At 67.2% G+C, this 12,850-nt stretch carries 12 protein-coding genes; 10 read left to right on the forward strand and 2 right to left on the reverse strand.

Going from position 1 to position 12,850, the window contains the following annotated elements:
• The first annotated feature begins 213 nt into the window (after window positions 1-213).
• Together plsY and dprA are read left to right on the forward strand one after the other, a co-directional pair.
• Complete coding sequence (gene plsY / locus RTU05_RS05850; protein WP_312596560.1) at window positions 214-852, forward strand: glycerol-3-phosphate 1-O-acyltransferase PlsY; 639 nt, start codon at window positions 214-216, stop codon at window positions 850-852.
• Entirely contained in the window at window positions 849-1,922 is a 1,074-nt protein-coding gene (dprA, locus tag RTU05_RS05855; protein ID WP_312596510.1) for a DNA-processing protein DprA, read from the forward strand. The genes plsY and dprA overlap by 4 nt, the downstream gene beginning before the upstream one ends.
• Here the strand turns inward: dprA and RTU05_RS05860 are convergent.
• Window positions 1,919-2,122 carry a hypothetical protein gene (locus RTU05_RS05860; RefSeq protein ID WP_312596512.1) on the reverse strand — a complete coding sequence of 68 codons (204 nt, stop codon included), beginning with the start codon at window positions 2,120-2,122 and terminating at the stop codon, window positions 1,919-1,921. The genes dprA and RTU05_RS05860 overlap by 4 nt on opposite strands.
• 138 nt (window positions 2,123-2,260) lie before the next feature.
• Between RTU05_RS05860 and topA the strand changes: the two genes are divergently transcribed.
• Window positions 2,261-4,888, forward strand: coding sequence for a type I DNA topoisomerase (gene topA, locus RTU05_RS05865; protein WP_312596514.1), 2,628 nt, complete (start codon window positions 2,261-2,263; stop codon window positions 4,886-4,888).
• Between the two features lie 56 nt (window positions 4,889-4,944).
• Here the strand turns inward: topA and RTU05_RS05870 are convergent, their stop codons facing one another.
• Entirely contained in the window at window positions 4,945-6,255 is a 1,311-nt protein-coding gene (locus RTU05_RS05870; protein ID WP_312596515.1) for a TCR/Tet family MFS transporter, read from the reverse strand.
• A gap of 177 nt (window positions 6,256-6,432) precedes the next feature.
• On the opposite strand from RTU05_RS05870, the gene ettA reads away from it, so the two are divergent.
• From ettA to RTU05_RS05905, 7 genes are all read left to right on the forward strand, one after another.
• Entirely contained in the window at window positions 6,433-8,100 is a 1,668-nt protein-coding gene (gene ettA / locus RTU05_RS05875) for an energy-dependent translational throttle protein EttA (RefSeq protein WP_312596517.1), read from the forward strand.
• A 24-nt stretch (window positions 8,101-8,124) separates the two neighbouring features.
• Entirely contained in the window at window positions 8,125-8,352 is a 228-nt protein-coding gene (locus tag RTU05_RS05880) for a DUF433 domain-containing protein (RefSeq protein ID WP_312596519.1), read from the forward strand.
• The gene (locus tag RTU05_RS05885) at window positions 8,349-8,681 is read left to right on the forward strand and encodes a DUF5615 family PIN-like protein (protein WP_312596521.1); all 333 of its coding nucleotides are present in this window, start codon (window positions 8,349-8,351) and stop codon (window positions 8,679-8,681) included. Before RTU05_RS05880 ends, RTU05_RS05885 begins: the two co-directional genes overlap by 4 nt.
• Entirely contained in the window at window positions 8,678-9,604 is a 927-nt protein-coding gene (locus RTU05_RS05890; RefSeq protein ID WP_312596522.1) for a 2-hydroxyacid dehydrogenase, read from the forward strand. Before RTU05_RS05885 ends, RTU05_RS05890 begins: the two co-directional genes overlap by 4 nt.
• Before the next feature lie 47 nt (window positions 9,605-9,651).
• Window positions 9,652-10,611, forward strand: a complete 960-nt coding sequence (locus RTU05_RS05895) for a metalloregulator ArsR/SmtB family transcription factor (RefSeq protein WP_312596523.1) — start codon at window positions 9,652-9,654, stop codon at window positions 10,609-10,611.
• Entirely contained in the window at window positions 10,611-11,552 is a 942-nt protein-coding gene (gene metF, locus RTU05_RS05900) for a methylenetetrahydrofolate reductase [NAD(P)H] (protein WP_312596524.1), read from the forward strand. The genes RTU05_RS05895 and metF overlap by 1 nt, the downstream gene beginning before the upstream one ends.
• Window positions 11,553-11,703: 151 nt before the next feature.
• Window positions 11,704-12,786 (forward strand): homocysteine S-methyltransferase family protein, encoded by a 1,083-nt coding sequence (locus RTU05_RS05905; RefSeq protein WP_312596526.1) that lies wholly within the window; start codon window positions 11,704-11,706, stop codon window positions 12,784-12,786.
• Window positions 12,787-12,850 lie beyond the last annotated feature (64 nt).

Consider the following 12,850-nt stretch of genomic DNA (forward strand, 5'->3'; position numbering starts at 1 on the left):
GTCGGCGCGGCGGGCGCCGGCGCCCCGACGCAGGCGGCCGTGGACATCAACAAGGCGACGGCGGCGGCGGTCGGGATGTGGCGCATCGAACTCTCCGGCAGGACGGGCGGACCAGACGCTGCACTGATCGCCGGGTCAAGAGGTCGGATCGCCCTTGCTCCGCAGCCTCCGCCGACGCATTTTGCCGCAACGACACGCGGGGAGCGAATCAAAGTGCACGATCTGGCGAGCCCGGCGGTGGTAACCTTGGCGCTGGTCGCCCTGGGCGGCTATCTGCTCGGCTCCATTCCGTTCGGCGTGGTCATCACCCGCGCGGCGGGCGCCGGAGACGTTCGCAACATCGGTTCCGGCAACATCGGCGCGACGAACGTGCTGCGCACCGGCCGCAAGGACCTGGCCCTGGCCACCCTGCTGCTGGACGCCGGCAAGGGCGCCGCCGCCCTTCTGATCGCGCGGCATCTGTTCGACAGCGAACTGGCCGGCGCAATCGCCGGCGGCGCGGCCTTCCTGGGCCATCTGTTCCCTGTCTGGCTGGGCTTCAAGGGCGGCAAGGGCGTCGCGACCTTTTACGGCCTGTTGCTGGCCGCCGCCTGGCCGCTGGGCCTGATGGCCGGGGCCGTCTGGCTGCTGTCGGCCTTCCTGTTCCGCTATTCGTCGCTGGCCGCCCTGATTTCTTCGGCGACGGCGCCGGTGCTGGCGCTTCTGCCCCTGGCGGCGGTGGGGCTGCCGGTCGGAACGCCCGTATTGTTTCTCACCATTTTCGCCGCCGTTCTGATCTGGGTGCGTCACCACCAGAACATCGCCCGGTTGCTGAAGGGCGAAGAGCCGCGCATCGGGGCCAAGAAGGCGTGAGCCTGACCCCGGCCGAACGATTCGCCCGGTTGCGGCTGGCCCGCACCGACCGCATCGGCCCTGTCGCCTTCACCCAGCTTGTGGGGCGCTACGGCTCGGCCATCGCCGCCCTGGACGCCCTGCCCGGCCTGGTCCGCAAGTCCGGCGCCGCCTCGACGCCCCCGCCGATCGAGGCCGTCGAGCGCGAACTGGCGGCGGGCGAGGCTCTCGGCGCGCGGCTCATGGTGCTGGGCGACGCCGACTATCCCGAAATGCTGGCCGCGCTCGATCCGCCGCCGCCGATCCTGTGGACGCGCGGCGACGCCGGACTGCTGAACCGTCCCTGCGTCGCCATCGTCGGCGCCCGTATAGCCTCGGCGGGCGGCCAGCGGATCGCGCGCGGTCTGGCCCAGCAGCTGGGTCAGGCGGGGCATGTCGTCGTGTCCGGCATGGCCCGCGGCATCGACGCCGCCGCCCACGAGGGGGCCATGCCGACAGGGACCGTCGCGGTCCTGGGGGGCGGGGTGAACGACATCTATCCGCCCGAACACGCCGACCTCTACGGCCGCTTGATGGAACGCGGCTGCATCGTGTCCGAAAGCCCCGTCGGCGCCCGCGCCCAGGCGCGCGACTTCCCACGCCGGAACCGCATCATCTCGGGCCTGTCCAGGGGCGTGGTGGTGGTCGAGGCCGAGATTCGCTCCGGCTCCCTGATCACCGCGCGCCTGGCCGCCGAACAGGGCAGAGATGTCTTCGCCGTGCCCGGCTCGCCGCTGGACCCCCGCGCGCGCGGGCCGAACGAACTGCTGCGCCAGGGCGCCATCCTGTGCGAAGGACTCGAGTACATCGAGCGGGCGTTCGACACCCTGCGCACACTGCGCGAACCGCCGTCTCAGCCCTTGCGTTACGACGATGAACTGGACCAGGCGTTCCTGGAGCGAGTAGCCGGCCTGCTTTCACCGACGCCCACGCCGCGCGACGAGATCGCGCGCGCCCTGAACGCCCCGGCCGCCCAGGTCGCCGCCGCCCTTCTGGAACTCAGCCTGATCGGCCGCGCCGAACTGCTCCCGGGCGGCTTGGCGTCGAGCTAGAGTCTGTCTATCCGGGCGGGCAGCGCCGCCGCGCCGGCTGCATCCTCCAGCAACCCCGCCAGGCGGCCGTCGCCTTCCTCTCGCGCCATCCGCGCCATTTCCAGCGCCATGGCCCCGATGTATTCGCGGGTCGGAAAAACCCCCGCCTCGATGTCGTTCTGATCGTCGGGCGGGCTCGCCGGATCCCTCGCGCTGGCCATGATCGCCTCCGTTGTGATAGCTGCAATCTAACCGCGCTGGTGTAAAATACAACTACCTACGGCTGTAAGGCGACGGGTGCGATTGACACACGGCTCCGCTCCAACCACGTTCGCGCCCCTTCCCGAGACCGGACCGATATGAACCTCGTCATCGTCGAGAGCCCCGCAAAGGCCAAGACCATCAACAAATACCTGGGCTCGGACTATGAGGTCCTGGCCTCTTACGGTCATGTGCGCGACCTGCCGTCCAAGGATGGCTCGGTCCTGCCCGACGACGACTTCTCCATGCATTGGGAGGCCGACGCCAAGGGCGCCAAACGCCTGTCCGAAATCGCCGAGGCCGCCAAGCGCGCCGACCGCGTCATCCTGGCGACCGACCCCGACCGCGAAGGGGAAGCGATCAGCTGGCACGTTCTGGAAGTGCTGAACAAGAAGAAGGCGCTGAAGGACACGCACGTCGAACGCGTCACCTTCAACGCCATCACCAAGTCCGCCGTGCTTGAAGCCATGGCCAATCCGCGTCAGTTGGATATGGAGTTGGTCGAGGCCTATCTGGCCCGCCGCGCGCTGGACTATCTGGTGGGCTTCACCCTGTCGCCGGTGCTGTGGCGCAAGCTGCCGGGCGCCCGTTCGGCCGGGCGCGTTCAATCCGTCGCCCTTCGCATCGTCGTCGATCGCGAAATGGAGATCGAGAAGTTCAAGCCTCAGGAATACTGGTCGATCGAGGCCGACCTGAACGCCGACAGCCCGCCATTCACCGCCCGTCTGGTCAAACACGGCGGCAAGCGGGTCCAGCGTCTGGACATCAAGGACGAGGCGACCGCCAGCGCCGCCCGCGCCGCGATCCAGGCCGGCGACTTCACCATCAACTCGGTCGAGAAGAAGCCGGTTCGCCGCAATCCGTCGCCGCCCTTTACCACCTCGACCCTGCAGCAGGAAGCGTCGCGCAAGCTGGGCTTCACCGCCCAGCGCACCATGCAGGCGGCGCAGAAACTGTATGAAGGCGTCGACGAGACCGGCGGCCTGATCACCTATATGCGGACCGACGGCGTCTCGGTCAGCCCGGAAGGTCTGGCCCAGGCGCGAGAGGTGATCGGCAAGGAATACGGTCCCGCCTATGTCCCGTCCGAGCCGCGCTTCTACAAGGTCAAGGCCAAGAACGCCCAGGAAGCGCACGAAGCGATCCGCCCGACCAATATCGCCCGCCACCCCGATTCCGTCCGCCTCGATTCGGATCTCCAGCGTCTTTACGAACTGATCTGGAAGCGGATGGTCGCCTCCCAGATGGAGGCCGCGCGTCTGGACCGGACCACGGTCGAGATCGAGACGCCGGACGGCCAGACCGGCCTGCGCGCCACCGGCCAGGTGGTCACCTTCGACGGCTTCCTAGCCGTCTATGAGGAAGGCCGCGACGAGAAGCAGAAGGGCGCGGAGGGCGACGAGGGCGAGGACGACACCAGCCGCCTGCCCGCCCTGAAGGAAGGCGCCAAGGCCAAGGTCGACGCCATCCGCGCCGACCAGCATTTCACCGAGCCGCCCCCGCGCTATTCGGAAGCCACCCTGGTCAAGAAGCTGGAAGAACTGGGCATCGGCCGTCCGTCGACCTACGCCTCGACCCTGTCGACCCTGCGCGACCGCGAATATGTCCGCGTTGACAAGAACCGCTTCTATCCCGAGGACAAGGGACGGCTGGTCACGGCCTTCCTGGAACAGTTCTTCAGGAAATGGGTCGAATACGACTTCACCGCCGCGCTGGAGACCCAGTTGGACGAGGTTTCCGCCGGCGACCTGAACTGGAAGGTGCTGCTGCGCCAGTTCTGGCAGGACTTCCACGCCGCGACGCAAGCCGCCGGGGAACTGCGCACCACCGCCATCCTCGACGCCCTGAACGAAAGCCTGGGCGCCCACATCTTCCCGGACAAGGGCGACGGCTCCGATCCGCGCGAATGCCCCCTGTGCCACCAGGGCCAGCTCAGCCTGAAGACCAGTCGGTTCGGCGCCTTCATCGGCTGCTCGCGCTATCCCGACTGCAAATACACCCGCCCCGTCGCCAGCCCCTCGGCCGAGGACGGATCGGCGGAAAGCGGCGACCGCGAACTGGGCCTCGACCCGGCGACCGGCCAGCCGGTGCAGTTGAAGATCGGCCGCTTCGGACCCTATGTCGAAATCACGCCGCCGGACGGGGAGAAACCGAAACGCTCTTCCCTGCCCAAGGGCTGGTCTCCTGCGTCGCTTGATCTGGACAAGGCGTTGCGCCTTCTGGCGCTGCCGCGCGAGGTCGGGGTCCACCCGGAAGACGGCAAGATGATCACGGCGGGCCTGGGCCGTTACGGTCCCTTCGTCCTGCACGCAGGCACCTATGCGAACGTCTCGGACATCGACGAGGTGTTCGAGGTCGGCCTGAACCGCGCCGTCGCCCTTCTGGCCGAAAAGCGCGCCGGTCGTCCCGGTCGCGGCGCGGCGGCGGCCCCGCTGAAGGACCTGGGCGCCCACCCGGAAACGGGCGAGCCGATCCACGTCATGGCCGGTCGCTTCGGTCCCTACGTCAAGTCGGGCAAGATCAACGCCACCCTGCCCAAGGGAACCGCGCCCGAAGACCTGACCCTGGAAGACGCCCTGCCCCTGCTCGCCGCCAAGGCTGGCGCCGCACCCAAGAAGAAGACGCCCGCCAAGAAGGCCGCCGCGCCGAAAAAGGCCGCCGCCAAAAAACCGGCGTCCAAAAAGGCCCCGGCCAAGAAGGCTGCAAAGCCCAAGACCGAGGACTGATCCGTCGTCGCCTTTCTGTCACGCCGTGACGGAAAGGCGCGTTCGGCGCTGCCGCGTCAGCGCGGGTTCGCATCCCTGGCGGAAACCCTCTCGGCCTGCTCAGCGCGGCGCGCGGTGATCCAGGCGATCACGCCGGCCAGCGCCAGGACTAGGGCGGAGATGTAGAAGCTCAGCCCCGGGGCATGGACTACGGCGTCGACGACGCCCAGGCCGTGGCGGTCCAGCCAGGTCGTCAGGGGCGCGAACCCGCCGCCGACCGACAGCGAATAGATCCAGCCGAAAAACAGCGGCGAGGCGACCCCGGCGATGGAGGCCACGCTCATGGTCGCGCCCTGAAGTTGCCCCTGTTCGCTCTCGGACACCTGTCGCGTCATCAGCGACTGCAGCGTCGGCATGGCCAGCCCCCAAAGCGCGTTCGGCAGCATGGCGGCGACGAACATCCATCCCGTCGGCGCCCAGCCCATCAGGGCGATGCCGACCGTGCCCCCGACCAGGCCCAGCAGCATGGTCTTGCGGTCGCCCAGCGCCTTCGTCACCGGCCCGACGACCAGCCCCTGCATCCCCATGTCCAGCGCCCCGACCATGGCCAGCAGCAGGCCGACCTCGCGCGGTCCCCAGCCATAGCGGTACTGGGCGTAGAGGACGAAGACCGCCGAAAAGACGTGGTGGGCGAAATGCAGCAGGAAGGTCACCCCGGCCAGCCCCGTCAGTTCGGGGTGACGCCCCAGCAGCACCATCGCCCCCACGGGGTTGGCGCGCCGCCAGCTGAACTTCATCCGCTTCTCGACCGCCAGGCTCTCAGGCAGGATGATCAGGCCGTAAAGGAAGGCGATCCCCGACATCAGGGCGGCGGCCCAGAAGGGCGCGCGCGGGCTGATCTCGCCCAGGAACCCGCCGATCACGGGACCCAGCACGACGCCCCCGGAAAAGGCCGCGCCGATCAAACCGTAAGCCTTGGCGCGTCCCTCGACCGGGGTGACGTCGGCCATATAGGCGTAGATGGTGGTGAAGCTGGACGAGGTGACGCCCGCCACGATCCGCCCGACCGCCAGCCACCACAGGTTCGGCGCCACCGCCATCAGCACATAGTCGATGGCCAGCCCCGCGCAGCTGAGCAGGATCACCGGCCGCCGCCCGTACTGGTCCGACAGCGACCCGATGATGGGCGAGGCGACGAACTGCATCCCCGCCCACAGCGCCACGAAGACGCCGTTGATCACGCCCGCCTGGGCGTTGGAGCCGACGAAATCCTCGATCAGCTGCGGCAGGACGGGGATGATGATGCCCATGGCGACGATGTCGAGCACCGCCGTCACGAAGATGAAGCCGATGGCCGCCTTCAAGCGTCTGTCTGAAATGGCGTTCATCGGCAGGTCTCGGTTGTTCGGTCAGGCTCATTACCCGCGCCGTTCCGCTTCGCACAGCGCCTATTGGACGCCGTCGCCCGCCTGCCCGCCCCTCGCCTCATTTGCTCTCAGGCCTCAGGATCGCTACATCCGCGCCATCCTCCCATCCGACGAACCCGAAGGGCGACACCGCACCTCATGGCGCAGCAATATATTTTCCAGATGCAGGGTCTGACCAAGACCTTCCCCGGCGGCCGCAAGATCTTCGAGAACATCTGGCTCAGCTTCTATAACGACGCCAAGATCGGCGTCGTCGGCGTCAACGGCTCGGGTAAGTCCACCCTGCTGAAGATCATGGCCGGCCTGGACAACGAGTTCTCGGGCGAGGCCCGCGCCGCCGATGGCGTCAAGCGCGGCTATCTGGAGCAGGAGCCCCAGCTCGATCCCGCCCTGAACGTCCGCCAGAACGTCGAGGCCTGGTGCGAGGAGAAGCAGTGGGTCAACCGCTTCAACGAGGTCGCCGCCGAACTGGGCGAAAACTACACCGACGAACTGATGGAGGAGATGACCTCCCTTCAGGAGAAGATCGACGCCGGCGACGTCTGGGACATCGACAGCCGCATCGACCAGGCCATGGGCGCCCTGCGCTGCCCGCCCGACGACTGGGAAGTCACCAACCTGTCCGGCGGTGAAAAGCGCCGCGTGGCCCTGGCCCGCCTGCTGCTGTCCAAGCCCGACATGCTGCTGATGGACGAACCGACCAACCACCTGGACGCCGAATCCGTCGCCTGGCTGCAGCATCACCTGGAGAACTTCCCCGGCTGCGTCATCCTGGTGACCCACGACCGCTACTTCCTGGATCAGGTCACCAAGTGGACGCTGGAACTGGACCGCGGCAAGGGCCACCCGCACGAGGGCAACTATTCCTCGTGGCTGGAAGCCAAGACCAAGCGCGTCGTGCAGGAGCAGTCGGAGTCCGAAGCCCGCCAGCGCGCCCTCACCCGCGAACTGGAATGGGTCCGCTCGGGCGCCAAGGCCCGTCAGGCCAAGTCCAAGGCCCGTCTGGCCGCCTATGAGCGGATGGTCGAGGAACAGGAATCGATGCGCGGCGCCCAGACCCACGCCCACATCCAGATCCCGCCCGGCCCGCGCCTGGGCAATGTCGTCCTGGAAGTCGAAGGTCTGCAAAAGACCTATGGCGACAAGGTTCTGTTCGACAACCTGACCTTCAAACTGCCCCCCAACGGCATCGTCGGCGTCATCGGCCCCAACGGCGCCGGCAAGTCGACCATGTTCAAGCTGATCACCGGCCAGGAAACGCCCGACGGCGGCACGATCAAGGTCGGCGAGACGGTCAAGCTGGCCTATGTCGACCAGTCGCGCGACGACCTGAAGCCGGACGAAACCATCTGGCAGGCGATCAGCGGCGGCACCGACGTGATGATGGTCGGCAAGCGCGAGATCAACACCCGCGCCTATGTCGGCAGCTTCAACTTCAAGGGCGGCGACCAGCAGAAGAAGGTCGGCCAACTGTCCGGCGGTGAGCGCAACCGCGTCCACCTGGCCAAGACCCTGGCCTCGGGCGGCAACCTGATCCTGCTCGACGAACCGACCAACGACCTGGACATCGAAACGCTTCAGAACCTGGAAGAGGCTCTGGAAGAGTTCGCGGGCTGCGCCGTGGTCATCTCCCACGACCGCTGGTTCCTCGACCGTCTGGCCACCCACATCCTCGCCTTCGAGGGCGACGGCCACGTGGAATGGTTCGAAGGCAACTTCGAAGCCTACGAACAGGACAAGATGCGCCGCCTGGGCGCCGACAGCATCATCCCCAAGCGCATCCAGCACCAGAAGTTCGGGCGCTGATCGAAGTGTGATAGGATGCGGGACATGAGCGATCTTCTGTCCCGCATCACTATCGACGCAGACCAATGCGGGGGCCGTCCGTGCATTCGTGGCATGCGCATCCGCGTGCAGGATGTGCTGGACATGCTGGCGGGCGGCGCCAGCGCCGAGGAAATCCTGACCGACTTCCCCTACCTTGAGCCCGACGACATCAGAGCCAGCCTCGCCTTCGCCGCCGCAAGCATCGGCGACACCGGCGTGATCGCCGCGTGAATTTCATCGTGGACGCCCAACTGCCCCTCGCCCTTGCCGACTGGTTGAGGGCGCGGGGTCATGAGGCCGCCCACGTGCACGACCTGCTGACCGTCGATGCGCCGGACCAGACGATCTGGGCCATGGCGCAGGATCAGGGCGGCATCATCATCACAAAGTATCGCGACTTCGCCATCTGGGCCACGGATCGTCGTTCGGGTCCGCAAGTCGTATGGGTCCGTCTGGGGAATGCGACCGGACGCGCGCTACTCGACTGGCTGGAGCCCAGATGGCCCGAGATCGAACAGCGCCTTTCCGAAGAGGTTCGCCTCGTGGAGGTCCGTGCATGACCCAACGCCCCGCCGTTCTCATAATGCAGCGGCATCTGGCTCCGCTCTCTGGATTTCTCGAAAGCGCCTACGATGTGTACCGTTTCTGGGAAGGCCCGCCGGTAGAGGCCGCGCACGACATCCGCGCCATGGTCGTCGCCGGGGAGTATCCGCTCGACAAGACCTTAATCGAACAGCTTCCCAATCTCGGCCTGATCGCCTGTTTCACCTCGGGCTATGACGGCATCGACATCGAATGGTGTCGGGCGCGCGGCCTGCCGGTCACCCACGCCCCCGGCGTCAACCACGAAGACGTCGCCGATCATGCGCTGGGCCTGATCCTGGCCGCGCGGCGTCAGATCGCATCCGGCGACCGTCAGGTCCGCAGCGGCGAATGGACGATCGAGACCCGCACCATCACCGCCTCCCTCGGCGGTCAGAAACTGGGCATCGTCGGTCTGGGCCATATCGGCAAGGCCGTCGCCAGACGCGCCGAGGCCTTCCGCATGGCCGTCAGCTGGTGGGGGCCGCGCCCGCACGACGCCGAATGGCCCCGCGCCGAAGCCCTGCTGGCCCTGGCCAAGGCCAGCGACATCCTGGTCGTCGCCTGCAAGGCGGATGAGACGAATATCGGCCTGATCTCACGCGAAATCCTGGACGCGCTGGGCCCCGACGGCCTCCTGGTCAATGTTTCGCGCGGACAGGTGGTGGACGAGGACGCCCTGATCGCCGCCCTGAAGTCCGGCGCCCTGGGACAGGCTGCGCTGGACGTCTTCGTCACAGAACCGACCGATCCCGCCCGATGGGCCGACGTGCCGAACGCGCTGCTGACCCCTCATACCGGCGGCGCCACCACGGCCGGGGTTCAGGGCATGCTGGTGCTTCTGATCGAGAATCTGCAGGCGCATTTCGCCGGTCAACCACTTAGGACGCCCGTCGCTTAGCCGGATTTTGCTTGCCAAATCATATAAGGATATCTTTATATGACTGAATGAGCCTGTCCGCCGATCAGACCGTCGAAGCCCTGCGCGCCGCTGGCGAACCGACCCGCCTGCGCATCCTGTCCCTTCTGGCCGGGGAAGAACTGTCGGTCATGGAGATGTCGCGGATTCTGGACCAGAGCCAGCCGCGCGTGTCGCGCCATCTGAAGCTGATGACCGACGCCGGCCTGATCGAACGCTTTCCCGACGGCGCCCGGGTCTATTACCGCCTGTCGCACGACGCCCAGGCCCGCCGGCTGATCGACACCGTGCTTGACATCCTGGCCGAGGACGCGGGCGAGGCCGATCACCGTCGCCTCGATGAAGTCCGCAAGGACCGTGAGGAAGCCGCCGTCAGCTATTTCGAGCAGGTCGCGCCTCAGTGGGACCGCCTGCGCAGCCTGTATGTCAGCGAAAGCGCCGTCGAGGCCGCTTTGGAGCGGGCTGTCGGCCCCGGCCCGTTCGAGCGCGTCGTCGATCTGGGCACCGGCTCGGGCCGGATGCTGACCCTGTTCGGCAAGAAGGCCAAGATGTCGGTCGGGCTGGATCTCAGCCAGAACATGCTCAACATCGCCCGCACCAATGTCACCAGGGCGGGCGTGGAGCAGGTCGAACTGCGCCACGGCGACATCTTCGCCACCCGCCTTCCCGCCGCCAGCGCCGATCTGGTGATCGTTCATCAGGTGCTGCACTATCTGTCGGACCCGGCCGCCGCCGTCGCCGAGGCGGCCCGTCTGGTCAGCCCCAACGGCCGTCTGGTCATCATCGATTTCGCGCCGCACGACTTCGAACATATGCGCGAGGCGCACCAGCATCGCCGCCTGGGTTTCGCCGACAGCGAGATCACCGGCTGGCTGCTGGACGGCGGCCTGACGCCCACCGCCCCCATCGCCCTGCCGCACGACGCCGAGGGCCTGACCGTGACCATCTGGACCGGCGAGCGCCGCCTCCAGGACAGAAAGACCGCCTGATGGCATCGCTTGCTGAAGCCCGCGCCCTGCTGCTTTCACCGCTCGGCCCGGTCGCCCGGGCGGGATCGAACCGCGATTCCGTGCGCGTCTCGTTCGAGTTCTTCCCGCCAAAGTCCGACGAGGCCGAGGCCAATCTGTGGAAGGCCATCCGTCGTCTGGAGCCGCTGAACCCCGCCTTCGTCTCCGTCACCTACGGGGCGGGCGGATCGACCCGCGAACGGACCCACCGCACGGTCCAGCGCATCATCACCGAAACCCGCCTTCGCCCCGCCGCCCACCTGACCTGCGTCGAAGCCAGCCGCGAAGAGGTGGACGATGTCATCGAGAGCTATAAGACCATCGGCGTCGATCACATCGTCGCCCTGCGCGGCGATCCGCCCGGCGCATCCGGCATCGGCGGCGCCTATCAACCCCGTCCAGACGGCTACGCCAACGCCACGGAACTGACCGCCGCCATCAGCCGCATCGGCGGCTTCGACGTCACGGTCGGCGCCTATCCCGAGCGCCACCCCGAAAGCCCCTCCATCGACCACGACATCGAGGTGCTGAAGGCCAAGGTGGACGCCGGTGCGACCCGGGCGGTCAGCCAGTTCTTCTTCGACATCGACGCCTTCCTGCGCTTCCGCGACCGGGTGCGGGCGGCGGGCGTCACCATTCCCCTGATCCCCGGCGTCATGCCGGTGTCCAACTTCAACGGGCTGAAGCGGATGTGCGGATCGTGCGGCGCCTCGGTGCCGGACTGGCTGGCCGGACATTTCGACGGGCTGGACGACGACCCGGAGACGCGCAAACTGCTGGCCGCTTCGGTCGCCGCCGAAACCTGCGCCCGCCTGCAGGAAGAGGGCTTCTCGGACTTCCACTTCTACACCCTGAACCGCGCCGATCTGGTCTATGCGATCTGTAGGGTCCTGGGCGTACGTGAAACGGCTTTGGCGTCGTGAAGAGCCCCGCTACCACTTCCTGCTCCCCCTCCCCATCCCTGATGGGGAGGAGACGTGCGGCGCCGAATGTCTCCTCCCTGTCGCGCAGCGATGGGGAGGTGGCGCGGCGCTCTCGCGCCGTGACGGAGGGGTTCTTTTCAGGAGCTCAGGCATGACCCGCACTCAACGCATCGCCGCCCTGCATCAGGCCGCCAAGGAGCGCATCCTGGTCCTCGACGGATCCTGGGGCGTGATGATCCAGCGGCGCGGCTTGGACGAGGCAGACTTCCGCGCCGACCGTTTCGTCGCAGCCAACGGTTATGACGAGAAACACCAGATGAAGGGGAACAACGACATCCTCTGCATCACCCGCCCCGACGTCATCGCCGACCTGCACGACCAGTACTTCGCCGCCGGCGCCGACATCAGCGAGACCAACACCTTCTCGGGCACCACCATCGCCCAAGAGGACTACGCTCTGGACGCCCAGGCGGTTTGGGACATCAATCTGGAGGGCGCCAAACTGGCCCGCGCCGCCGCCGACCGCTGGACCGAGAAGGAGCCGCACAAGCCCCGCTTCGCCGCCGGCTCCATCGGCCCGCTGAACAAGATGCTGTCGATGTCGTCGGACGTGAACGATCCCGGCGCCCGCAGCGTGACCTTCGACCAGGTCTATGAGGCCTATCGTCATCAGGTGAAGGCGCTGAACCAGGGCGGCGTGGACCTGTATCTGATCGAGACCATCACCGACACGCTGAACTGCAAGGCCTGCATCAAGGCCATCAAGGATCTGGAGGACGAGGGTCTGGAACCGCTGCCCATCTGGATTTCCGGCACCATCACCGACCGTTCGGGCCGCACCCTGTCGGGTCAGACGGCCGAGGCCTTCTGGAACAGCGTGCGCCACGCCAAACCCTTCGCCGTCGGCTTCAACTGCGCCCTGGGCGCCGACCTGATGCGCCCCTTCATCGCCGAACTGAGCCGCGTCGCCGACACCCTGGTCGCGGCCTACCCCAACGCCGGCCTGCCCAACGCCATGGGCCAGTACGACGAGGAGCCGCACGAGACCGCCCACTTCATCGAGGAATGGGCCGCCTCCGGCCTGGTCAACATCGTCGGCGGCTGCTGCGGCACGACGCCGGACCACATCAAGCACGTCGCCGAAGAGGTCGCGCCGCTGAAGGCTCGCGCGATCCCGGATCGGCCGGTGGCCTTGCGGCTATCCGGCCTCGAACCGTTCGAGATGGTGGCGTGACACACTCCTCTTCCCGCTCATCCCGGCGAAAGCCGGGACCCAGTTCTTTGGGCGATGATCGTCA

The sequence above is a fragment of the Brevundimonas sp. genome, from assembly GCF_032017145.1.
Taxonomy (GTDB): domain Bacteria; phylum Pseudomonadota; class Alphaproteobacteria; order Caulobacterales; family Caulobacteraceae; genus Brevundimonas.

Bases quoted from the DNA above. Each gene is read 5' to 3' on its own strand.
- RTU05_RS05860 (WP_312596512.1), bottom strand. From the start codon at position 2,122: ATGGCCAGCGCGAGGGATCCGGCGAGCCCGCCCGACGATCAGAACGAC.
- topA (WP_312596514.1), top strand. From the start codon at position 2,261: ATGAACCTCGTCATCGTCGAGAGCCCCGCAAAGGCCAAGACCATCAAC.
- RTU05_RS05870 (WP_312596515.1), bottom strand. From the start codon at position 6,255: ATGAACGCCATTTCAGACAGACGCTTGAAGGCGGCCATCGGCTTCATC.
- ettA (WP_312596517.1), top strand. From the start codon at position 6,433: ATGGCGCAGCAATATATTTTCCAGATGCAGGGTCTGACCAAGACCTTC.
- RTU05_RS05880 (WP_312596519.1), top strand. From the start codon at position 8,125: ATGAGCGATCTTCTGTCCCGCATCACTATCGACGCAGACCAATGCGGG.
- RTU05_RS05890 (WP_312596522.1), top strand. From the start codon at position 8,678: ATGACCCAACGCCCCGCCGTTCTCATAATGCAGCGGCATCTGGCTCCG.
- RTU05_RS05895 (WP_312596523.1), top strand. From the start codon at position 9,652: ATGAGCCTGTCCGCCGATCAGACCGTCGAAGCCCTGCGCGCCGCTGGC.
- metF (WP_312596524.1), top strand. From the start codon at position 10,611: ATGGCATCGCTTGCTGAAGCCCGCGCCCTGCTGCTTTCACCGCTCGGC.
- RTU05_RS05905 (WP_312596526.1), top strand. From the start codon at position 11,704: ATGACCCGCACTCAACGCATCGCCGCCCTGCATCAGGCCGCCAAGGAG.